The sequence below is a fragment of the Winogradskyella maritima genome, from assembly GCF_042650215.1.
GTDB classification, from domain to species: Bacteria; Bacteroidota; Bacteroidia; order Flavobacteriales; family Flavobacteriaceae; genus Winogradskyella; species Winogradskyella maritima.
In genome coordinates this window covers 1,462,329-1,484,388 of sequence record NZ_JBHSAT010000004.1, presented here as the reverse complement: position 1 = coordinate 1,484,388, position 22,060 = coordinate 1,462,329, and the positions used below count along the sequence as shown (strand labels likewise).

22 protein-coding genes are annotated in these 22,060 nt (G+C 37.2%); 11 read left to right on the top strand and 11 right to left on the bottom strand.

The window, feature by feature from the left end:
* Positions 1-25 precede the first annotated feature (25 nt).
* Together ACFOSX_RS07805 and ACFOSX_RS07800 are read right to left on the bottom strand one after the other, a co-directional pair.
* Positions 26-1,006, bottom strand: a complete 981-nt coding sequence (locus tag ACFOSX_RS07805; RefSeq protein WP_386098852.1) for a PLP-dependent cysteine synthase family protein — start codon at positions 1,004-1,006, stop codon at positions 26-28.
* 310 nt (positions 1,007-1,316) lie between these two features.
* A complete protein-coding gene (locus ACFOSX_RS07800; RefSeq protein WP_386098849.1) occupies positions 1,317-2,555 on the bottom strand; it encodes an ABC transporter permease in 1,239 nt (412 codons plus the stop codon).
* Positions 2,556-2,575: 20 nt separating this feature from the next.
* Here ACFOSX_RS07800 and ACFOSX_RS07795 point away from each other — a divergent pair, with 20 nt between their 5' ends.
* Complete coding sequence (locus ACFOSX_RS07795) at positions 2,576-3,856, top strand: exo-beta-N-acetylmuramidase NamZ family protein (RefSeq protein ID WP_386098846.1); 1,281 nt, start codon at positions 2,576-2,578, stop codon at positions 3,854-3,856.
* 8 nt (positions 3,857-3,864) lie between these two features.
* Here ACFOSX_RS07795 and ACFOSX_RS07790 read toward each other — a convergent pair whose 3' ends face one another.
* From ACFOSX_RS07790 to ACFOSX_RS07765, 6 genes are all read right to left on the bottom strand, one after another.
* Positions 3,865-4,302 (bottom strand): hypothetical protein, encoded by a 438-nt coding sequence (locus ACFOSX_RS07790; RefSeq protein WP_386098843.1) that lies wholly within the window; start codon positions 4,300-4,302, stop codon positions 3,865-3,867.
* A gap of 188 nt (positions 4,303-4,490) precedes the next feature.
* Positions 4,491-4,937: a hypothetical protein gene (locus ACFOSX_RS07785; RefSeq protein ID WP_386098840.1), complete on the bottom strand. Its 447-nt coding sequence runs from the start codon at positions 4,935-4,937 to the stop codon at positions 4,491-4,493.
* Positions 4,938-5,084: 147 nt separating this feature from the next.
* Positions 5,085-5,912: a glycerophosphodiester phosphodiesterase family protein gene (locus ACFOSX_RS07780; RefSeq protein ID WP_386098837.1), complete on the bottom strand. Its 828-nt coding sequence runs from the start codon at positions 5,910-5,912 to the stop codon at positions 5,085-5,087.
* 28 nt (positions 5,913-5,940) lie between these two features.
* The gene (locus ACFOSX_RS07775) at positions 5,941-6,780 is read right to left on the bottom strand and encodes a sterol desaturase family protein (RefSeq protein ID WP_386098834.1); all 840 of its coding nucleotides are present in this window, start codon (positions 6,778-6,780) and stop codon (positions 5,941-5,943) included.
* Between the two features lie 2 nt (positions 6,781-6,782).
* A complete protein-coding gene (locus ACFOSX_RS07770; RefSeq protein ID WP_386098831.1) occupies positions 6,783-7,685 on the bottom strand; it encodes a hypothetical protein in 903 nt (300 codons plus the stop codon).
* A gap of 3 nt (positions 7,686-7,688) precedes the next feature.
* A complete protein-coding gene (locus ACFOSX_RS07765; RefSeq protein WP_386098828.1) occupies positions 7,689-8,183 on the bottom strand; it encodes a YkgJ family cysteine cluster protein in 495 nt (164 codons plus the stop codon).
* A 137-nt stretch (positions 8,184-8,320) separates the two neighbouring features.
* Here ACFOSX_RS07765 and ACFOSX_RS07760 point away from each other — a divergent pair, with 137 nt between their 5' ends.
* The 10 genes from ACFOSX_RS07760 (at position 8,321) to ACFOSX_RS07715 (ending at position 15,992) form a co-directional block, all read left to right on the top strand.
* A complete protein-coding gene (locus tag ACFOSX_RS07760) occupies positions 8,321-9,085 on the top strand; it encodes a DUF6090 family protein (RefSeq protein WP_386098825.1) in 765 nt (254 codons plus the stop codon).
* A gap of 134 nt (positions 9,086-9,219) precedes the next feature.
* Entirely contained in the window at positions 9,220-9,918 is a 699-nt protein-coding gene (locus ACFOSX_RS07755; RefSeq protein ID WP_386098822.1) for a DUF6090 family protein, read from the top strand.
* Positions 9,919-9,959: 41 nt separating this feature from the next.
* The gene (locus ACFOSX_RS07750) at positions 9,960-10,685 is read left to right on the top strand and encodes a hypothetical protein (protein WP_386098819.1); all 726 of its coding nucleotides are present in this window, start codon (positions 9,960-9,962) and stop codon (positions 10,683-10,685) included.
* On the top strand, positions 10,682-11,428 hold the full coding sequence (locus ACFOSX_RS07745; protein WP_386098816.1) for a DUF6090 family protein: 747 nt from the start codon (positions 10,682-10,684) through the stop codon (positions 11,426-11,428). Before ACFOSX_RS07750 ends, ACFOSX_RS07745 begins: the two co-directional genes overlap by 4 nt.
* 58 nt (positions 11,429-11,486) lie before the next feature.
* Entirely contained in the window at positions 11,487-12,236 is a 750-nt protein-coding gene (locus ACFOSX_RS07740) for a DUF6090 family protein (RefSeq protein ID WP_386098813.1), read from the top strand.
* A 35-nt stretch (positions 12,237-12,271) separates the two neighbouring features.
* Positions 12,272-12,982 carry a DUF6090 family protein gene (locus ACFOSX_RS07735; protein WP_386098810.1) on the top strand — a complete coding sequence of 237 codons (711 nt, stop codon included), beginning with the start codon at positions 12,272-12,274 and terminating at the stop codon, positions 12,980-12,982.
* The gene (locus tag ACFOSX_RS07730) at positions 12,975-13,694 is read left to right on the top strand and encodes a DUF6090 family protein (protein ID WP_386098807.1); all 720 of its coding nucleotides are present in this window, start codon (positions 12,975-12,977) and stop codon (positions 13,692-13,694) included. Before ACFOSX_RS07735 ends, ACFOSX_RS07730 begins: the two co-directional genes overlap by 8 nt.
* Entirely contained in the window at positions 13,687-14,478 is a 792-nt protein-coding gene (locus ACFOSX_RS07725; protein WP_386098804.1) for a DUF6090 family protein, read from the top strand. The genes ACFOSX_RS07730 and ACFOSX_RS07725 overlap by 8 nt, the downstream gene beginning before the upstream one ends.
* Before the next feature lie 31 nt (positions 14,479-14,509).
* Complete coding sequence (locus tag ACFOSX_RS07720; protein WP_386098801.1) at positions 14,510-15,265, top strand: DUF6090 family protein; 756 nt, start codon at positions 14,510-14,512, stop codon at positions 15,263-15,265.
* A 49-nt stretch (positions 15,266-15,314) separates the two neighbouring features.
* The gene (locus ACFOSX_RS07715) at positions 15,315-15,992 is read left to right on the top strand and encodes a class I SAM-dependent methyltransferase (protein ID WP_386098798.1); all 678 of its coding nucleotides are present in this window, start codon (positions 15,315-15,317) and stop codon (positions 15,990-15,992) included.
* A gap of 121 nt (positions 15,993-16,113) precedes the next feature.
* On the opposite strand, the gene ACFOSX_RS07710 is transcribed toward ACFOSX_RS07715, so the two are convergent.
* From ACFOSX_RS07710 to ACFOSX_RS07700, 3 genes are all read right to left on the bottom strand, one after another.
* Positions 16,114-16,572 carry a YciI family protein gene (locus tag ACFOSX_RS07710; protein ID WP_386098795.1) on the bottom strand — a complete coding sequence of 153 codons (459 nt, stop codon included), beginning with the start codon at positions 16,570-16,572 and terminating at the stop codon, positions 16,114-16,116.
* A gap of 183 nt (positions 16,573-16,755) precedes the next feature.
* On the bottom strand, positions 16,756-18,480 hold the full coding sequence (locus tag ACFOSX_RS07705) for a TonB-dependent receptor (RefSeq protein WP_386098792.1): 1,725 nt from the start codon (positions 18,478-18,480) through the stop codon (positions 16,756-16,758).
* Between the two features lie 73 nt (positions 18,481-18,553).
* Positions 18,554-21,577 carry a tetratricopeptide repeat protein gene (locus tag ACFOSX_RS07700; RefSeq protein WP_386098789.1) on the bottom strand — a complete coding sequence of 1,008 codons (3,024 nt, stop codon included), beginning with the start codon at positions 21,575-21,577 and terminating at the stop codon, positions 18,554-18,556.
* Positions 21,578-22,060 lie beyond the last annotated feature (483 nt).

The following is a 22,060-nucleotide window of genomic DNA, read 5'->3' as shown; positions in this document are numbered from 1 at the left end:
AAGGAAACCAAATTTGAGCAAAAAATTATTCGATGTAGCCCATCTCACGCATCCAATCGTCGTTGTACATCTTTCCAACGTAACGACTGCCATGGTCATGGAATAAGACCACAACGACATCTTCAGGTTTAAAATGCTCCTTTAATTGAAGTACACCCTTAATCGCAGAGCCTGCGGAGTTCCCCAAAAACATGCCTTCTTCCTTACTCAGACGTTGTGTATAAACAGCGCCATCTTTATCGGTTACTTTGGTAAAGCCATCGATAATTGAGAAGTCTACATTTTCCGGGAGGATGTCTTCGCCAATGCCTTCGGTAACATAGGGATAGATTTCATTTTCATCAAACTCGCCGGTTTCATGATATTTTTTAAAGACTGAACCGTAAGTATCCACACCCCAGACTTTGATATTAGGATTTTGCTCTTTTAAGTATTTTCCAACACCCGAAATGGTCCCTCCAGTCCCAACACCAACCACGAAATGCGTAACTTTTCCATCAGTCTGTTTCCAGATTTCTGGGCCTGTGCTTTCGTAATGGGCTTTGGCATTACTCGGGTTATCGTATTGGTTGACATACCACGAATTCGGCGTTTCCTCGCCCAAACGCTTCGATACCGAATAATACGAACGTGGGTCAGTAGGCTCTACATTAGTCGGGCAAACCACCACCTCAGCACCAACGGCTTTAAGGATGTCTATTTTTTCTTTGGACTGTTTATCCGCCATTACAAAGATGCACTTATAGCCTTTTACAATTCCGGCTAAGGCTAGTCCCATACCCGTGTTTCCTGAAGTACCTTCGATTATCGTTCCGCCTGGTTTTAGGCGTCCGTCAGCTTCAGCGTCTTCAATCATCTTCAAAGCCATACGGTCTTTAACCGAATTGCCCGGGTTAAAAGTTTCGTATTTGGCAAGTACCAAACAAGGTAAGTCCTTAGTGATACGATTGATTTTTACCAAAGGCGTATTACCAATGGTTTCGAGTATATTTTCTTTGTAATCCATAGCTTCAAAATTGCGGTGCAAAAGTACGGATAAGTGGTTCAATGTTCAAAGTTCGGGGTTTAAAGTTTGATGTTAGTCGTTAGTTGTTAGTCTAGAGTGTAGAGTCTAGAGTGTAGAGTGTAGAGTGTAGAGTGTAGAGTGTAGAGTGTAGAGTGTAGAGTGTAGAGTGTAGAGTGTAGAGTGTAGAGTGTAGAGAAACTGAACATTTTATAATACATTCAGAAAGAAACAACCAAAATCCGTTCCCCTTCGGGAAATATTAGCAAACATTAGGCAAGACTTAAGGCTATCCGAGGGGCTTCTAGGGCTTCTAATCAAAGCGTATCGCCTTCACGGGCGAAATCATAGAGATAATTACGGACGGAATTAAAAGCATTAATAAGGCAATGACGAAGGTGCCGACGTTTAAAGCGATAATGTAATCCCAGGCTAAGTAAACCGGTGCTTCCGTGACGTAATAGGTTTCGGGATTTAGGGGGAAGAGTTTAAAATACTTCTGCGCCAAAAGCAATCCCAAGCCTATGAGATTTCCCCATAACAGACCCAACCCGATTAAGTAAGAGGCATTATACAAAAACACTTTTCTAATGCTCCAATTGTCCGTACCGAGTGCTTTTAAAATCCCAATCATTTGGGTCCTTTCTAAGATGAGTACGAGCAAGGCGGTAATCATGTTGATACCAGCGACCAAAATCATAATAGCGATGATGATATAGGTATTATTATCGAAGATTTTAATCCATTCAAAAATCGTGTAGAATTTTTCTTTTACTGAGACGGCTTTCAGATTCCGGTCTACGGTGTCGTGGACTTCCACGGTTTTTTGTTCCAGCTGACGGAAGTCGTCAATGAAGACTTCGTAGTTCCCCACTTGGTTTTTTTTCCATTTATTCAAACGCTGTATATGTCGAATGTCGGCAATAACATACTTTTCATCTAGCTCTTGAAATCCTGAATTATACACCCCGACAATCTCAAACTTCCGCTGTCTTGGTAATTGGTCAAAATCTGCACCATTGACAAAAAGGCTTTCAAAAGAATCTCCAACTTTAAGGTTCATTCGGTTGGTTAAATAGGTAGAGACCAATACTTCGTTATTCAAACCTTCAGAATAATTGGGCAATCGGCCTTCCACTAAAAATTCTTCAAAATAAGTCCAACGGTAATCCTTGCCTACACCCTTTATGACAACACCTTCAAACTCTTCTGTAGTTCTTATAACCGTGAATTTTGAAGCGACACCTTGCACATGGTTTACACCATCTATAGCTATTACGTTTTTTTGGAAATCGGGCTTCGTGGAAATCGGGTTTTGGGATTCGTCCGAAGCATTGGTATCATAATTTTCAATGACGATATGACCGTTGAATGCCGACACCTTATCCCTGATTTTTTGTTGCAGGCCAAAGCCTGTAGCAATGGCAATAAGCATAACGATAATACCAATGGCGATTGCCGTGATACCGATTTTAATTATTGGTGCCGAAACGCTACTTTTATACGTTTTGTTACCGATAATGCGTTTAGCTATAAATAACTCGAAATTCAAATCCTGAAATGGCTTTTAAGATGTTCAAAAATACAGTTTTATTCTTGGTAATGGTAGTGTTGTCCTGCGGAAATAAAGTCGATGGCAACACACCTGAAACTGATACTTCAGAAGCCTTGGCTGTGAACGAAACCACTCCAGAAACAGCTAGTAATGACATCATCGTCGGCGCGAACAGAACCAGCGAATATCTTAAACTATTAAACGGAAAAACCATTGGTATTGTTGCCAACCAAACTTCAATAGTGCAACGTTTACAACGTAAAGCCATTGATGCGAGCACCATGGGAAGCGAGATGGTTGATGTGCATTTGGTAGATTTTTTGCATGAGAATCGCTCCGTAAATGTCGCCAGTGTTTTTGCGCCAGAGCACGGTTTTAGAGGTACAGCTGATGCGGGAGAATTGGTCAGCGACGGAAAAGATATTAAAACAGGATTGCCGATTTATTCACTTCACGGCAAACACAAAAAACCGAGTGATGAACAGCTGAACGGATTGGATGCTGTGGTTTTTGATATTCAGGATGTGGGCGTTCGTTTTTATACATACATTTCTACCCTACATTATGTGATGGAAGCATGTGCCGAAAACAATATACCGCTCATCATTTTGGACCGCCCCAATCCCAACGGTAATTATGTGGATGGGCCAACTTTGGAAAAGGAACATTCTAGTTTTTTAGGAAAACATCCTATTCCATTGGTGCATGGAATGACTATTGGTGAATATGCCCAAATGATTAATGGCGAAAATTGGTTGATTGATGGTGTTCAATGTGATATTAGCATTGTTACTTTAGAAAATTACACACACGAATCGAGATATAGTCTTTCTGTAAGACCATCGCCAAACTTACCGAATGACCAAGCCATAACACTCTACCCTAGCCTTGGTTTATTTGAAGGGACCAACATCAATGCCGGACGAGGCACAGAGTTTCAGTTTCAGCGTTATGGCGCGCCGTTTTTGGACAAGAGCTATTATGAATTCAGCTATACGCCACAGCCTAATTTTGGGTCTAAATATCCCAAGCACGATGGTAAATTATCCTACGGAGTTGATTTATCTGAAGTAAAAGCAGAACGCGCATTCACACTAAAATATGTGATCGACGCTTACCAAAATTCAACGGACAAATCGAAAGTATTTAATACGAAAAATTTCACTACACATGCGGGTACAGCCAAACTTCAAAAACAGATAGAAGCCGGTAAAACAGAAGCTGAAATCCGTAAAACTTGGGAGAAAGACTTGGAAGACTTTAAAAAGACCCGCGCCAAATATCTCATTTACGACTAGGAAAAACCTCAATTATCATCGTCGTTCTCTTCGTCCGTACCAACTACAGTTCCTTGTTCTTGGAGCGCCGATTTTAGACGTTTCAGCTTCATCTCTGATGACTCCTGAAGCACATTTACCACAAAAACAATTTGCTTTGGGGGCTGCACGGCTACGAATACGTGTTTTCCCTTTCCGAATTGATTCAACGGAATCTTAAAGGAATTACTATCAATATAAAACTCAGTTTTTTGGGAATTGTTTTCGGTATCAATAGCGTAGGCGTAATTGATTTTTTTCGAACTTCTTAAAACTAAGGTATCCTTAGTTTTGTTTAAATCGTGAAAGAGTTCAGAAGCTCTAAAGTTTTTGTTTTTGCGAATACTCGCAAACTCAGATTGTGCATTAATGGTCGTTGACAAACAACAACAGACCATCAATAAAAAACACGGGGCAATGTTTTTCATCATATGTAGGTTTAAGTAAATTTATAACGCAAATCACTTCATAATGTTTTATGAAATAAGTTAAACCGAGGGTACAATTAGTTACGTTTGGGATAGGGTGTTGGATCTTTTAAAATTGAGATCCTATAAATTGGTGGAACATAAAGAAATGCAACTTGGTAGAATACAATTACTCAGTCTTAAATAGGTTATCTACGATTAGAGTCGTCTGGCGATAAAGTTTTGGGGTTATCCTGATGCGCCAATACTGGATTGGAAGTATTAGTTCTCACTTCAGTTGTCAAGATTGGGATATCTTTTAAAACATAGACTACAAATACTATCTGGAGCGGTTGTTGAACGGCGACAAATACGTGCTTGCCCTTCTTAAACTGGTTCAGGGCAATCTTGTAACTTGGTTTATCAATGTAATATTCTTTTGCAGGAGAAGTCCCACCATTGAGTGCGTACACATAATTAATTTTTCGGTCACTCTTTAAGACTAGAGTATCCTTTGTCTTGTTAAGGTCATGATAAAGTCCAGAAGCCTGAACATTTCTATTTTTATCAATCTTAGCAAAATTTACCTGCGCAAACAAAGGGCTGGTTATCGTGGTTGCTATGACCACTGTAACAATGAGGGTGATTTTTTTCACTAAAAAACTATCAAGTTCTACATTCGTTTCACTCAACAGTCATTAATTAATCCGACTTGTAATATAAGGTGAATAAATAGTAACAATACTCATTATCCCTATTAACTGTTGTAATTATCGGTTAAACAGCAATATTTGTCTGAATTCTTACTCTCTTATAGCTTGAAAAACTTTTTCAGGATGGTCTGAAATAATACCATCCACCTGAAAGTCTATCATAATTTGAATTGCCTCATCAGAATTTACAGTCCATGGAATAACTTTAAAACCTGAAGATTGAAGGGATGTTACGTTTGAGGCAGTCAGCAATTCATAATACGGACTGATAATGGAAGGCAAAAAAGATAGTGCTTTTAATTTGGCTTGAATTTTCTCATTATCATCTACCAATAGCGCGATTTGAAGCTTTGGGGCTTGCTTATTAATTTCTTCAAGGATATTGATATCAAACGATTGTAGTGTCACTCTATTTTGAAAATTATAAGACTCTATCTCCTCCAAAACCAAAGCCACGTAGTCTTTTGGGTGTGGTGTATAGATGCCGTAGTATCCTTGTTTGGATTTTATTTCAACATTCAGTTTAACGGAAGCGTTTTCTTTAAGAATAAAGGTCATCAATTCTGAAAGTAAAGGCTTGTAAACGTCCACTTTTTCCTGCTTAGGGAAATCGGGATGGAATTTGGTTCCACAATCAAATTGCTTGATGCTATCATGAGACATTTGGAAAAGGTTGTAGACCATATCCATTTCTTCTGGAATCTCTTCGCCATGAGGATTTAGGCAAATCTTCCGACTCATAAACGGCTCGTGGGAAATGATTATCTCGCGGTCTTTGGTAACGCCAATATCCAACTCAAGGGTTGTAACGCCCAACTCCATGGCTTTTTGAAACCCAATCATTGAATTTTCGGGATATTTTCCTCGCCAACCGCGGTGGCCTTGGATGTCAATATGTATTTGAGTTTGACAGCTCATGAACACTAATAATAGTAAAACACAGAATTTATTCGGCATCCGGCATCATCGTCGGTTGATTGTATTTCTGGAAAGGTTGCTTTAGTAGCGTCCCAATTTTACCGTTGGCGTCTTCATCAAAAAAAACATCGACACCATAGACAATGTCTTCGCGCTCCATATATCTGTACGTCCCAAAAAGGCGGTCCCAAACCGAAAAGATATTTCCGTAGTTAGAGTCCGTATATGGCAATCGGTAATGGTGGTGGATTTTGTGCATGTCTGGGGAAATTAACACATAGCTTATGGCCTTATCCAGTTTCTTAGACATTTTAATATTAGCATGGGTAAACTGCGTAAATATCAATGACATGGCTTGGTACAGCATAACGATAGCAATCGGCGTTCCCACCAAAAACACACCCAATAATGTGAATGAAAACCGAATGACACTCTCAATAGGATGATGCCTATTCGCCGTTGTAGTATCCACCTTATGGTCTGTATGATGGACTAAATGTACCATCCATAATGGTTTTACTTTGTGCTCCACCAAATGTGCCAAATAGGCGCCAAAGAAATCCAAAAACAATACGCCCAAGAATACATATAACCACAAAGGCATTTCGGGCAACCAATTAATAAGGCCAAAGTCATTTGCTACCACCCAATCGGCTGTACCTAAAAGTAGAAACGCCAGACCAAAATTGATGATGATTGTCGTCGCCGTAAAGAACAGATTCGGCAATGCATGGCGCCATTTTTTATAATTGAATTTAATTAAAGGCACAGCACCTTCCAACAACCAAAAGAAGGTAATGCCTCCAACCAAAATTAGGCTTCGGTGTGAAGACGGAATGGTTTCAAAATAATTAAAAATAGTTTCCAAGTCTATTTGGTATTTATATTGATGATTGAGCTGGCTACCTTTTTCTGGAGGCCGTTTAAACCAGACTCATAAGGCGAAGCCTCATCAACATCACCTTTTAATCGGTACGAAATATAATAAAGCATGGCCACAAATGCATCATTTTCGGTATCGATTGTTTGGTCTTGCATTTTTTTAAGCTGGCGTAATACCTTACCTGGGCGGTTTAATACCAAATCCTTTTTCAGTTCTAACAATTCACAGCGTTGCCAGAGCTTAGCGTCTTCTGTTTCGGAAATAAAGGAGCGCGCTTCGCTCAAATAAATATCAAATAAATTCAACAATTCCCCTCGGAGCTTCTTTTGGTTGAATACCGTAAAATCGAGATACTTATCAGCCAAAAAATAGGCGCTGTAAAAATCAGGTTTTGCGTTATAATTGAGTAATTCCTGTTTAAGTAAAGCTGTATTTAAGGCGTAACGCTCAATAAACATGGTAAGTTTAAAATAGTCGCCGAAAAAAATGTTTAGGGGTTCGTTGGTATTGAGGATGTTTCCGACGGCATCTAGCACCTTAAAATTTTGGTCGTCGAATTGGGCCATATAATCAAAACTGCGTTTGTCTTTAATGCTGAAATACCAATCTGAATAGATATCCTCACTCACAATAACAGGCACAAAATTAGCGTAAAGCAAGTCGTAAAGGGCTTTACTTTCAAACAGGTTTTCAACGAAAACACTTCCTCCATTATCACTATCCACTGATACCGGATAGGGAATTTGGGTAGCATCCTCCCAAATCATCAGTATCATTTTATTTTCTAAAATGGCTTTGGTTTTGGCAAACTCCAAAGAGGTATACCATTGCTGTTGGGCAAGACTAACATAAGAGCAAAGCATTAGGCAGAGCGCAAAAAATTGTCGCATAGATTATAGTTTAATTCGGTTTTTCATAGCTTCTACAATGTTATACGTGGCAGGGCAAATAGCAACATTTTTTAGGGTAAGGTTAGAAATCTGTTGAAATTTCTTGCGGTCCGTATGCGGAAACTCCCTACAGGCCTTTGGTCTTACCTCATAAATAGAGCAGTAATTATCGGCTCCCAAAAACGTACACGGCACCGACTGCAACACATAATCATTGTCTTCGTCTACCCTCAAAAATTGTTCCGTAAACTGTTGGGGCTTCATTTTAAGGTGTTTTGCAATGCGCGTAATGTCCTTGTCGGTAAATAGTGGCCCCGTGGTTTTACAGCAGTTGGCGCAGTTAAGACAATCGGTACGCTTAAACTCTTCCTCGTGCAACTCTTGCATGATATAATCGAGTTGCTTGGGTGGTTTCTTTTTTAGCTTGGCGAAAAAAGCCTTGTTTTCCTTATGTTTTTCTTGGGCTTTTTCTGGCAGATTTTCTAGGACGTCTTGCATAATGTAAATTTAGTTAAAGTTTAATTATGGAGCACAAGGCTAATGACTTCTGTAACATATTACTATATTTATATACGTATTAGTTACCAAACTCATCTACAACCATCAACCTCATCTGCTTTCAAGACAGAAAGTAAATGCTGAAATTTTTTAGGCGTATCCGCCATAACCTTATTTCCCAAGGTAAAACGTCTCGCTACCTTAAATATGCCATAGGTGAAATCATCCTTGTGGTTATTGGTATTCTCATTGCACTGCAAATCAACAATTGGAATGAAAATAGAAGACAAAACATCCAAGTCAAAAACTATTTAAATAGCATGGTCATAGATTTAAATAGCGATACTCTGGCATATGATAGAATCATTGGGAACTTTGAGCGTCAAGTCGAAGCCAATACCTTAATATTCAAAGATGAAAACTATCAAGATTTGCCCTTAGATTCAATTGTCTACAGTATCACCAGTCTTTTTGAAATGCATCAATTTGTAGATCAAACGTATCAAAAAATAAAAAATTCAGGGCTCTCTGATAACCTAGGTTCCAAAGAATTGAATAATGCTATAAACCACTATTATTCAAACGGGATAGATCGATTAAGTACCTACTTGCAATATGATAAAGAGCGTTCTACTAGAGATGATGATTTTTGGTTTCTTACAAATGATTACGAAATCAACCTACTCCATAACAAATCTGCCAAAAACATGAACCTCCCATACATAGAAAGTGAGGAGCTAAGAAAAAAAGCCATCATTAAAAAAACAGAATCGAATCTGGGCAGAAATAATTTAAGACATAATATTGACAGAAAGACACTTGGGATTGCTATTGCAAAACAAACTAAAAAAGAAGCAGAAACGCTCATTCAATTGATTAATGAAGAACTTAATAACCTCTAATGATGCTAAAAATCTTGCAGAATCGAGCGTTAATAAATAGACCAGTGGACTATTTTAGTGAAGAGACCAGACTGCCGCGCCGGCATTAATAGTTAACTATGATAAAGTTTTTTAGAAACATAAGATTTAAATTAATGGAAACAGAAAAAACAGGTCGTTACTTTAAATATGCCTTAGGCGAAATCATTCTTGTGGTGATTGGTATTCTGATTGCTCTTCAGATCAATAATTGTAATGAGAATAGAAAAAGTAAAGCTATTGAACTTTCTATATTAAAGGAATTGTTGAGTGATTCAAAGACAAACCTAATGTCTTTAGAGGAAGACGTATATCTGAACACTAGAACAATAGCTTCAAATAATCTGATAAATGATGTGCTTCAACTCGGACAACCATATCATGATTCTCTTAACTTACATTTTGGCAATGTGCAGTACAACACACAACTCACCATAAATACTGGCGGTTTCGAAAATCTTAAATCTCGAGGTTTTGAATATATTTCAAACGATTCTTTACGAAAATCTATTATCGACCTATACGATAGATGGTACGGATTTATTAATGATTTGGGAGAGAAAAACAATAAAATAAGTATTGAACAATTTAATCCTGTTTATAAACTTTATTTTACTGATTATGACCGCAATTTATCTACATTCTATGTATCCTTTAAACCCTTAAACTATGATGAACTTATTCAAAACAAAGAGTTTTTAAATTTAATTCGTTATCAAAAATACCATGATGAATATACAATACAGGCGCTAAAAGTATGTATCAAAGAGATTAAGGATTTAATAGGTAAAATAGAATCTGAATTTAAAAAGTGAAAATGATTAAAATTTTTCGCCAAATACGTCAAAACATAGTTATGGAAAACTCAAAATCAGCGCGCTACTTTAAATACGCCATTGGAGAAATCATTCTTGTGGTGATTGGTATTCTGATTGCGCTTTGGATTAATAATCTTAATATAAACAATGAACAAAATAAAGAAAGGTTAGCCTTAACTGCCAATATTAAACAGGAACTTAATGAAAACTTAAATCAATTTAACTATAGAATTAAGCGCTTAGATGATGTAAATAAAAACCTTATTAAGGTCTTAAATTTTTCGGCTACTTCAAGCACAAATGAACCATTAGATAGTTTAAAATCCTATGTTACAAATGTATTAATAATTGAAGTTCCAAAATTAAATAACTCGAGAATAAGTGGTGCAAAATCATCTGGTAAATTCAGTTTGTTATCAGAAAAAATGACCACATCACTTACAGATTATGAGACTTATGTAACGAATTATCTGAGATTTATAGATATTACAAACTCATATTTTGATGAAGATTGGTCGCATTTGATCATTCGGTTTAATTCGTTAGAGAACTTTCATAATGTATCGTATCCAGAAACAAATCTTTTAGGGCATCCAGAATTGGTTTTAAATGAGCAAGCCTTAATTGACTATTTAAAAGAGCCGGAGACGTATCAATTGCTACATAAATATTACACAAAATTTATGATAGAGAAAGCGTGGCTAAAAGAATTAAAATGCAGAATTGAATCTACACTTGAGATCATAAAAAAAGAATCACTATGATTAAATTCTTTCGCCATATACGCTATAAATCCATGGAAAACTCAAAAACCTCGCGCTATTTTAAATACGCCATTGGGGAAATCATTTTGGTAGTTATCGGAATATTGATTGCATTGCAAATCAATAATTGGAACGAAGTAAAAAAGTTAGAAGCAAAAACACAAGAGTACTATGTGCAATTATTGGACGACCTAAACAAGGACGTCAGTTTTGCACATCAAATTATAGAAAAATTTGATAACTACTTAAATGATCTCGCAACCTATAACAATTCATATTATCAAGATTCTGTGCTTATGCCTGAAGAAGCATACAAGCAAATCTCTAAGCTTCCGGTCTTATCCACCTCATTTACCTTCAACTCCAGTACCATAGAAACGTTGCAAAACAGTGGTGATATCAGTTTAATTCCCTCAGAAATAAGAAACCGATTAATCGATTTAAAACGTCAACAAAAGCTTACGATAATGAGAGCCAATTATACAAACGAAGGTAAAAACGCCATCATTCAAAATTTAAACCCATTGTTGGGGTCCACAACCTTAATCGAAAGACTTAAACATCAGCCAAAAATGAAAGATTTTTTTAAGATAGATCAAAATTTGAGGGAGGTACTTTTCGTCTATGAGGGAGTACATCGATGGAAGAGCATATCCGAACAAGAATCCGTATCTAATTTTCAAGATATGCTAAAGGAAATTGACACCATTGTGAGGCTAATTAATACAGAATTAAAAGAATAATTATAATTCAGAACTAGCAATGATAAAATTCTTCCGTCATATTCGTCACAACTTAATTATGCAAAACAAATCAACCCGCTATTTCAAATATGCCATTGGCGAAATCATTCTCGTGGTTATAGGTATTCTCATTGCTTTACAGATCAACAACTGGAACGAAAACAGAAAAGAACGTCAGCAAGAACAGGTATTGCTGGGCCAGTTACAATCAGAGTTTCAAAGCAACTTAGACCAGCTCGATCAAAAAATACGCCTTCGTGATGATATGCTCAATGCATCACTTAAGATTCTGGCCTATTTCGACGATCCCGAAACTGCAAATCAAGACAGTTTAATTGCATATCTATCGATTACACAGATGGTACCTACGTTTGATCCCATCGTAAACGACTTAGTAAGTTCTGGACAAATGCAGTTGATAAAAAATCAAGTGCTGAAAGAAAAATTAGCACGTTGGACAAGCGAAGTCGTTCAGGTTACAGAAGAAGAGATCTCTTGGGGCAACATTAGTGCTAATCATTTTTTACCTCATCTAAACACTTTAGTCCCTGGAAGAACAATCAGTCATGCCTTCTGGGAAAACCGAAGAATGAGTGCTTTTCATTTAGATAAAGGCAAGACAACCACATTCAAGTTAGCGAAGTCAAAAACAAATTTTGATAGTGCCGTTGTTCTGAACGATTATGGATTGGAAGGGTATATTGCGGATTGCGTTAGCTTTTCAGAACTCACAAATATCCAGTCCTATGCGCTTAGAGAACGTATTGTAGAACTATTGGATATTATAAAATCAGAGTTAGAACCATGATTAAATTCTTCCGACAAATACGACAAACCATCATTATGGAAAACTCAAAATCAGCTCGTTATTTCAAATACGCCATAGGCGAAATCATTCTTGTGGTGATTGGGATTTTAATAGCATTACAGATTAATAATTGGAATGAAAAAAGGAAACTATCGGCAGAAAGAAAGCAATTGATAACCTCTATAAAAGAAGATTTAAGCGCCGATGTTTTAATGTTAAGTAACCTGTTAGAAGAAACAATCAAAGATCAAAATACACTGAAACAACAAAGCGACTATATAAGTAGTGTTTCGTTTACGATGGATTCCTTAGTCAATTTCACAAATAAGGCATCTCAATTTTATAATCCTTTTGAAGGTTTTAATAATAATGCATACAATTCAGCAAAATCATCAGGAAATATTGAAATTATAAATAATAAGTTAAAAAATAACTTATTCGAACTTTCTGTTTTACAAGAAAAAGTGCAATCTACCCTCAATAAATACAGTGATATATACGTGGATCATATTATGAATTTAAACGAACGTTATCCGTTTATTTTAGATTTTTCGTTTATAAAATCTGGAGAAATAAGAGAACTGATGTGGTCTGACATAGATAAAAAGGATCTCGCACTGAGGCTAAACGGCTGGGGAACTTCTAAGGGAAATCTGTACAGGCTAATGACAAGGGAGCTTAAAGCAGTTTTAGAAAAAACAAAGGCGGTTTTAATGCTTATAGAAAATGAAACTAGCCATGATTAAATTCTTCCGCCAAATACGACAAACCATCATAATGGAAAACTCAAAATCAGCTCGCTATTTTAAATACGCCATTGGTGAAATTATCCTCGTTGTTATTGGTATTCTTATAGCGCTACAGATTAATAATTGGAATGAGAGCAAAAAAAGAGTAGTTTTTGAGAAGGAAATACTAAAACAGATAGAAGCTAATCTTAAAAAGGATAGACAAACGCTTAGGACATATGCTCAAAATGGTGAAAAAGCAGTTCAATCCACAGATAAGATACTTAGCGTAACTAATGCCTGGCAAACTAATGACAGCATAAAATATTGGTTAGGCGATATTGTACGTTTTGATAGGTTTAGACCTTTAACTAATGCTTTTGAGGTACTCAAATCCAAAGGCATAGACCAGGTATCTAATAAGCAACTACAGTTTTTATTGGGCACCTATTACGATGATGAATCCTTACGAATTACCCAAGCATGCAAAGACCTAGAAATTATGTTTATAGGTGATTGGATTCCTATACTTAAAAAGAACGTAGAGGCTCAAAATTTTGGGGTGTTTTTACAATTAGCAGACTATGAGGCTTTAAATGAAGGTGGCGAAGTGAGGAATCTATTGATACTTAACAAGGTCAACTGGAATGGAAGTGTTGAACAACTTAAAAATGCAATTGCACTTGTTGACACTATTATAAATATAATTCAACAGGAATTAGATGATTAAATTCTTCCGCCATATACGCCAACGACTCATTAGAGAGAATCGATTCAGCAAATACCTCATTTATGCCATTGGAGAAATCATCCTCGTAGTCATTGGTATTCTCATTGCACTGCAGATAAATAACTATAACGAGCAACGTAAGGCAAGAGTCACGCAAAATACATTCTATGGAGATATTCTGATGGATTTAGAAAAGGATGAAAAAAAACTTAACTATTACAAACGTTTCTGTATAAAACGCATCGAATATTTAGATACGCTCTTAGCATATGTGCGAAACCCACAAAAAATAATGGGTATTGACAAATTTGGTAAGTACGTTGAGCCAATTTTCTATTCGGAACAACCAACCATTAACGATGCTACATTTGAATCTGCCAAGTCTGCTGGCACTTTTAGTGTTATTTCAGATAAAACTTTGCTCAAAAACCTATCTGAGTATTACGCTGACTTTATGCTGGTAAAGAATAATTTCAGTTCCCTTGAACGTTTTATCGAAAACCAGTTTGAACCAATGATGTACAGCCTTCCTGAAGGTTACATGAACGAAAATACGGGTGAACTCGTGATCAATCAATCAGATGTTACTGGGTTTTATAAAAAAATTGCATCCATACCGGACAAAAGAAATATAGACTACAATTATCAAGACTTATTGAACTACCCTCGAATGGAAAATTACATTATTGGTGATATGGGTAGAACCTACAATGCTTTAGGCAAAATAGAAATTAGACAAAAAAAGTTGAAGCAATTAAAACAGGATATTAAAAACCGTGATTAAATTCTTCCGTCATATCCGTCAAACCATCATTATGGAAAATAATAAAACAGGTTCATCCATACTCGCCAATCGTACGGGTCGCTATTTCAAATACGCTATTGGCGAGATCGTCCTTGTCGTTGTTGGTATTTTAATTGCACTTCAAATTAATAACTGGAATGAAAATCGAAAATCTGATATCCAAGAACAAAATGCCTTAAACAATATTCATCGCGATTTTTTAAAAAACAAAGCCATTCTTGATGACGTGAAAACAAAATCATTTTTAATGATGAATTCAGGCGTACAAATCCTTAATCATACCGGAAATAAAACTAAACCAGAGGCTGAAGATGGATTTAATGATCTAATAAATGATTTATTTAACAGTACACCCTATTACCCGCAAAATGGTTTTTTAGATGACCTGTTAAGTTCTGGTAAACTTGGAATATTTAAAAATACAGAATTGAGAAATCTATTGTCATCTTGGAAGCCAGAAGTAGACATTTTAACAGAACAATTTAACACTGTAGATAAAAATGAAGATCTCTTAAATTTCTATATTCTTGAACGTGGTAGTTGGCTTAATGCAGATCAAGCAGATGAAAGAATTAGAAATGTGACATTCCCAATATCTGGTTTTAAAACAGATAATAGGGATTTATTGGGTGCGCTTCAATTCGAAAATTTGATTGAAAATTTAGTCATAGCTGTTGATAATTATTATTCAGCTATGGGAAAGACAGATAAATTATTAGATAAAATCAATGCTTTGTTAGAAAGCGAAATTCAAAAAAATCAATAATTAAATTACATTACAGAATCAAATATAATATTACAATCAAAAACTAAACATGACCAAAGACCTCTTCGGAAAAGCATTAATAGATTACCACGCTGGAAACTATACCGAAGACCTCATTACATGGACCAACATTTCAGAAGAAGATGTCTTACCACTGCCCTACCTATTCCGACCATTTAAAGACATGCCAAAGCTCGAACAGAAAGCACTACAACTCGCTAAAGGAAAAATTTTAGATGTCGGTTGCGGGAGTGGTAGTCATAGTCTTTGGCTACAAAACAGAGGAAAAGACGTCCACGCTATAGATATTTCCCAAGGTGCTGTAGGCGTTGCCAAAGCAAGAGGTGTAAAACATGCTGAGCTAAAAGCCTTATCCGATGAAACTCGAACCTTCGATACCATTCTCCTGCTTATGAATGGGACGGGTATCTTCCAAGAACTAAAGCAGGTTGGCTTTTATTTGAAGCATTTAAAATCGATATTAAATCCTGGCGGACAAATCCTAATTGATTCCTCAGATATTAGCTACATGTATGATGCGTATTATTCTGAACGTTACTTCGGTGAACTCGATTATTACCTCAGCTACAAAGGCGAAGAAGAAATCCCACTAAAATGGCTTTATCTCGATTTTGACACTTTAAAAACCGCCTGCACCGCCGTAGGGCTTCAATGCGAAAAGGTAATGGATGGCGAGCATTATGATTATTTGGCGCGACTGTTTTGAGCGGTAACGCAGAGTTCCGCGGAGTTAACACGGAGATGCGCGGAGAATTTCAGTATTCAATATTAACCCCGAACATCTCCGTGAATCTCTGTGACTCCCCGGTGTTCCTCCGCGACATAACTTAAAAACCAACCTTCCAAACCTTGTCAGAAGCAGGTAAATACTCCGGCAAGGCCGCTGAGCCGTACCATTGATATAGGTCTGGCTTGAGATATTTTGCTTTAATCGCTGGGTCGGTTTGCATTAATTTTTCGGCCTCTTCAATAGTCCTGACGTCTAAAATAAAGATACCTCGATAGTTGTTATCATTTGGTTGCATGGGGCCAGCAACAATAAGTTTCCCCTCTTCTACCAATCGGTTGATATTTGCCATGTGGCCCGCGAATGCTTTATCCATCGGCTCTTTTTCTTTTGATGTATTCTCACCCGTTTTCAGCATTACAAATACGTAGAGTTTCATACCATATTCATCTGCTCCAACTTTCTCTGCCAATTCGGCATCGTAATTAGGGTTGGTTTTCTGCGCTGTTGCTAATTGAAGGCTTAACAAACAAATAACGAGTGTGGCTATATATTTCATAATTCAGGATTTTAATGATTTAGTCCGACTTAAAAATAAGAAAAGCGCTTCATATGGAAACGCTTTTAACTTTTGGTCTAGTAATTTGAAATAAACTCTAATTCATATTTTCTTGCTCATGTGAATTTAATTCAACGTTATCTTGAATGAGATCCTGAAACGAGTTCAGGATGAGAAAATGTGTCAAAAATCAAACTGATACGTCGCACCAGCCAAGGCCTGAAAATTCTGTACTGGGAAATTGGCCCAACGCTGGTAATTATTATTCGCAATATTATTCGCTTTGGCAAACACCGAGAATTGGTCGGTAATCTTATAACCCACATGCGCATTGGCATCAAAATACGCATCTAAAGTAATGAGTGTTGGGTCGGTATCCACAAGCGTTCCGTCTAACTGAAACTCATCCTTACGCTGTCCCATGTAATATAGACTTCCTCCTGCAAACCACTTTTCAGAAATCTGATAATCTAAAAAGACATTCCCTGTGATATCTGGGAGGTTCCATGCTTCTCGTTCATTGGTCGTTGAATAGTTAAAGTATTCGCCCTGAATTCGAAGATTGAAGTTTCTATTCACAGCAATATTCAACTCACCCGCAACCGATAAAGTCTTGACATTGTCATATACCAAATTAAAGGAATTCCCATACTGATAATCCTCTTCGGCAAAGGTCTGCGCATCATTCAATTTAAATAATGGTTTAAAACGGTCAGCGATGTAACGGCCTTTGATATTGTAACTCACATTATTAGACAAACGCCCTTTTAAACCTAAATAGGCATCGTAGCTTCTATCGGTTGGCGCTATCAACACCGTCGGACTTACAAATGGATTTTCCTGTGTGATGTCGTAGAATGAATTCTGAATTAAATCGCCTTTAATTCCCGCATAGGAAATGAGAATATCATCCACCAATCGATACGAAGCTTCAAAATTTGGGAAGATATAAAACTCATTATCTTCCGTTTCAGAATCGCGTAAATAGACGAAATTAAGTCCCAATTGCAGAGTTAAATCGTCTTCAATCATTTCATAATAACCACTGGCGCCAAAAGTGGTATTGCCGTAGTTGAGACCTTCCTCTGTGATATAATTTCTATCGAAATTGCCGTTGAGATAATCGACGCGTAAACCTATTTTTATTTCTTCATCTAAAATTGGAATTGCGAAACGGGTATCTGCTAAAAATCGATTTTCGCCCGAATCACGCGCATCACCAAAACGTCTAAAACGTACGTTACCACCTTCGATAATCGCATCTTCAAAATTAATGTTACCACCCACTTCAAAACCTGTGTAGGAAATACTCGGGTCAATCATATTGATTTCCGTTTGGTCAAATACACCTTCGGGCAAGCCATACCAATTATAGGATTGTAGGTCGGCACCCAAATCTATTTTCCAACTAAAGTCACTTAACTTTTGGGAGTAATTAGCGTTTAATGCCGTTTTTGAAAAGCTGTCATCTAACTGTACGCCTTCAATACCGCCACCTGACGAATGATGACTAAAATAACCGCCAACATTTTCGGTGTTGTTTAGCGCATGATTTAAATACAACTCGCCCATAATATTTGTAAATGAGCCAACACCGCCGGTTAAATAATTATCATACAATTTTGCAGGTGGGCGCTTATCTACATTGGCCGCTTTACCTTTGGCTGGTGTAAAGGTTGACGCCACAGGGATAGAAAAAATATTGTAGCGCACCTCCTTTTTTTGAATGGTGTTTTTATCCTCCAAAGACGGATTGTCCTTAATTTTAAAAGCATCTGAAATGGTCGGCGTATAAGGCTTAACCACATTCACGGTCTGGCTGTCAATGGTATCCTTTTCCCGATTCTGGGAAAAGGAGAAACTCAAACTTAGGATGGTGGTTACTAAAAAACTATATGTGATTTTCATTGTGATTCTTGATTTGAATGATAACTGTTTCATTGTCGATGGCCTTCAAATTAAAAAGGCTTCTACTTAATTTTTAGTTATCTCCTGTTGTGATTGATGAATTTGTTTTGGCTTCTTCGGATTTAATACGTCGCAATTCTTGTTGCGCTTCTGCAACGACATCTTCAAATTCTGGAAAATTCGAAATCACACTTTCCAAAATATAGGTCGCTTGAAAAGCATCATCCAAAGCATAAAAGTTCTTCGCCATAACGACCAAGCCTTTCGCCGAATACAATTTATAACTGCTGTAATCCTTGGCCAATCGCTGAATGACCGTGTTAGAGGCTTTATAACTGCCTTCCTTATTTTTAAAATAAGCGTTGTAGTACAAAGCTTCCGCCGCGGTACTGCCTGTAGCTGATGATTCCACTTTTGCATAGGCCGATTTTGCTTTTGATTCATCACCCGATTTAATGGCTGAACGCGCAATGATGAGTTGTGCGTCACTCCGAATCTTACTATCTAAATTTGAAGTTGTCAGCACTTTTTCGGCATAGGTTTCTGCTTGGGAATAATTCTCAGTCTGGTAATAGGCCTTCATTAAATTAGACTGCGCATAGGTGATATTTTGCGGATAATCGCCTTCATTTTCAAGACGTTCCAAAATTGAAATGGCTCTGTTCCAATCTGACTTATTCAAATAAATCTCACTCAGCTTTACCATGGCTTGCTCGGTATACTCACTCTTAGCCTGGTCAACAACATAAGCATAATGCGGTTGAGCATTTTCAAATAATTCCTTTTTATAATACAATTGTGCCACATAGAAATGTGATGACAAGGCATGAATGCCATTCGGGAAAGCATTTAGATACTTATTGAACTGACGAATCGCTTCATCTGTATTACCATCTAAATACTGCTTTTCTGCGGCAGCATAAGTCGTATTGTCCAATTCGGCATCCGTAACCTCAACATAATCAAGAGTTCGAACCCAACGGGCATATTCGTCCACACGACCGAGGTCAATGTAAATCAAGCGTGCAGTAGATACGGCTTGTACGGCTTCTTCAGAATTTGGGTACTGACTCGCCACTTGTTTAAATTTACTCAACGCGCGCTCATTGTCATTGCCATTGTAATGCACCAAACCTTGACGTAACAAGGCTTTGGAGATAAAAGCACTCCGCGGATAGTCCTTTGCCAATCGTTCGTAGGTTTTCATGGCTTGAGTGGTTTCATTTGCTTTGACATACGAATTGGCCAACTCATACATGGCATCGTCCCGTAATCCTGATTTTGGATAGCCGTTTATAAAACTATTCAATTGCTTAATCTTGGTACTGCCCTGCCCAATGTAGCCATAGCTCATCGCCTTTTGAAAGGCCGCATAGTCAGTTTCTATCTCATTAATGGAAATGGCCTTATCGTAAGCATTAATGGCATTTTGATAATTGCTCGACACAAAATATCCATCGCCCAATCTTAGATACGCATCATTTTTTCGGAGTTTGTCATCACCGGCTTTGGTCAAAAAACTGTCGAAATAGCGAGACGATTGATTGTAATCTTTTAGTTTGAAATACGTGTATGCTAGATTATAATTGAGATTTTTGTTCTCTTCTAAGCTTGAAGCTTCGCTGAATTGATTGAACTGCTTAAAGCCAATCAAAGCCTCGTTGTAATTGGTAAGATTGTAATCGGTTTCGGCTTTCCAATATGTAGCTCGTGCCGTAAAAATGGGGTCGCGTGGTTGGCCTAAGGATTTATCGAACATCTCTGAAGCCTCAGCGTAATTAGATTCGTTGTACAATTCCACACCACGATAGAACGCTACCTTTTGGTAAGCGACTTTGTTTTCAAAACTGTTACGTTCTTCCAATAAGGTCAAAGCCTCTTTGTAGTTTTTTGATGTGATATATGAATCGATTAAAAGCGTTTCAATCTCTTCTTTATATTCGGTTTTAGGATAGGCTTCAAGGTAGCCCGAAAGTACTTGAGGTACGGATTGATAGGGGTTTCCAATTTCATAACTGATTTTAGCATAATTCAACCAAGCATCCTCTTTAATCTGCTCATCAAAATCCATTTGGGATGCATTTCTAAAGGCGTTTAGCGCTTCGGGTTTCTTATCTAAATTGATATAGCTTTCACCTAAATGATAGTAGGCGTTTTGTGCTACAGCGTTGGTGCCGTCAATGATTTTGTTGAATTCGGCAATGGCATTTTCGTAATCTTTCTGCTTGTAGTAAGCATATCCAAGCTGGTAGAAATCAGTATTGTTCCATTTACCACGCTTGCCCTTGTAGGCCTTTAAATACGGAATTGCCGTCTCATATTGCTTTAAATTGAAATAGCTTTCGCCAATGATTTTATTCAATTCTGAAACTTCTTCAGGCGTACTATTTGGTAATTGTGCTTCGGCGAGTTCAATGGCTTTTTCAAACTTTCCTAATTTGAAGTTTAGGTCGGCCTGATAGTAGTTCAGTTTCTCCTGATATTTTTCGTTATCGCTAACTTGTTCAAAATACTCATTGGCACGGTCGTAATCATCGCCTTCATAGGCCATATAACCAATGTAGTATTTTGCTTGCGAACCGTATTCCTTGGAATTCACAACACGGTTCAGATACTTATTCGCTCCATTTTTATTACCCGTAGCGTAATTGGAATAGCCATAATTGAAATTGAACTTTTCACGCTCCGAACGGCTGATGCTGTTTTCATCTACTTTTTCATACCATTTTCGGGCGTAAGCATATTTCGAATTTTCGAAATAGTAATCTGCAACATCAACAAAAGCGGTATTTCGCTTGGTGCTCGTTGGGTATTCTTCAACAAAATCCTCTATGAGGTTATCGGCATTTTTCTGATTGAGTCGCACCGCACAGTTGGCGATGTAGTAGGTACAATCAGATTTTAAATTCTCATCCTCGGTCTCACGTTTTACGTCGTCAAACAGGGATTGGGCCGCCTTGTACTGCTGGTTATTGTACAACGTCAGAGCCTTCTGATAATCGAGAAGGTCACTTGTGTAAATGGCGGATTTTTGAGCAAAAAGGAAGGTAGTAGTGACAAGAAAAACCAATAATAGGCGTTTTTTTACTAGCGTCATTAGCATCGTTTTTTGATTTCGTTTTTATGATGAATTAAGTATCAATTCAAAAATAAATCAATACCAAATCTATAACGCCGTAATCGGCATATAATTATAAACGACTTATGAAAAAGAGTGAATTCGGGGAGTTGATGGTTACTTTTTTTTGAATTTGGCTTTAGGCTGACGTCGCTGGATATCATTGCAATGTTAAGTCTCGATTTTCAGTCGCAGTTGGCAGTTATCACTTGCTAAGCACATGAGTTATTTTTTATTTCTATTCTTTATTCAAGCTGTTTTGAACTTCAAACTCGAAGATTGAAATTTGGGTTTTGGTTTTGGAATTCGGGATTTGATATCAATCTATCGTAATATTGCAATATTACGATAATCTATTAACTGAAAACCAAGTGCCTTCAAACTAAATGCAACTGCAACGCGTTATCTTTTGAAACATCGTTTGATATTGCTCAATTTTAGTAATACTTTTACGCAAGGTTA

Bases quoted from the DNA above. Each gene is read 5' to 3' on its own strand.
- ACFOSX_RS07755 (WP_386098822.1), top strand. From the start codon at position 9,220: ATGGAAACAGAAAAAACAGGTCGTTACTTTAAATATGCCTTAGGCGAA.
- ACFOSX_RS07720 (WP_386098801.1), top strand. From the start codon at position 14,510: ATGGAAAATAATAAAACAGGTTCATCCATACTCGCCAATCGTACGGGT.
- ACFOSX_RS07750 (WP_386098819.1), top strand. From the start codon at position 9,960: ATGGAAAACTCAAAATCAGCGCGCTACTTTAAATACGCCATTGGAGAA.
- ACFOSX_RS07700 (WP_386098789.1), bottom strand. From the start codon at position 21,577: ATGACGCTAGTAAAAAAACGCCTATTATTGGTTTTTCTTGTCACTACT.
- ACFOSX_RS07730 (WP_386098807.1), top strand. From the start codon at position 12,975: ATGATTAAATTCTTCCGCCAAATACGACAAACCATCATAATGGAAAAC.
- ACFOSX_RS07715 (WP_386098798.1), top strand. From the start codon at position 15,315: ATGACCAAAGACCTCTTCGGAAAAGCATTAATAGATTACCACGCTGGA.
- ACFOSX_RS07710 (WP_386098795.1), bottom strand. From the start codon at position 16,572: ATGAAATATATAGCCACACTCGTTATTTGTTTGTTAAGCCTTCAATTA.
- ACFOSX_RS07795 (WP_386098846.1), top strand. From the start codon at position 2,576: ATGTTCAAAAATACAGTTTTATTCTTGGTAATGGTAGTGTTGTCCTGC.
- ACFOSX_RS07765 (WP_386098828.1), bottom strand. From the start codon at position 8,183: ATGCAAGACGTCCTAGAAAATCTGCCAGAAAAAGCCCAAGAAAAACAT.
- ACFOSX_RS07735 (WP_386098810.1), top strand. From the start codon at position 12,272: ATGGAAAACTCAAAATCAGCTCGTTATTTCAAATACGCCATAGGCGAA.
- ACFOSX_RS07740 (WP_386098813.1), top strand. From the start codon at position 11,487: ATGCAAAACAAATCAACCCGCTATTTCAAATATGCCATTGGCGAAATC.
- ACFOSX_RS07805 (WP_386098852.1), bottom strand. From the start codon at position 1,006: ATGGATTACAAAGAAAATATACTCGAAACCATTGGTAATACGCCTTTG.
- ACFOSX_RS07705 (WP_386098792.1), bottom strand. From the start codon at position 18,480: ATGAAAATCACATATAGTTTTTTAGTAACCACCATCCTAAGTTTGAGT.
- ACFOSX_RS07770 (WP_386098831.1), bottom strand. From the start codon at position 7,685: ATGCGACAATTTTTTGCGCTCTGCCTAATGCTTTGCTCTTATGTTAGT.
- ACFOSX_RS07760 (WP_386098825.1), top strand. From the start codon at position 8,321: ATGCTGAAATTTTTTAGGCGTATCCGCCATAACCTTATTTCCCAAGGT.
- ACFOSX_RS07745 (WP_386098816.1), top strand. From the start codon at position 10,682: ATGATTAAATTCTTTCGCCATATACGCTATAAATCCATGGAAAACTCA.
- ACFOSX_RS07780 (WP_386098837.1), bottom strand. From the start codon at position 5,912: ATGAGCTGTCAAACTCAAATACATATTGACATCCAAGGCCACCGCGGT.
- ACFOSX_RS07790 (WP_386098843.1), bottom strand. From the start codon at position 4,302: ATGAAAAACATTGCCCCGTGTTTTTTATTGATGGTCTGTTGTTGTTTG.
- ACFOSX_RS07725 (WP_386098804.1), top strand. From the start codon at position 13,687: ATGATTAAATTCTTCCGCCATATACGCCAACGACTCATTAGAGAGAAT.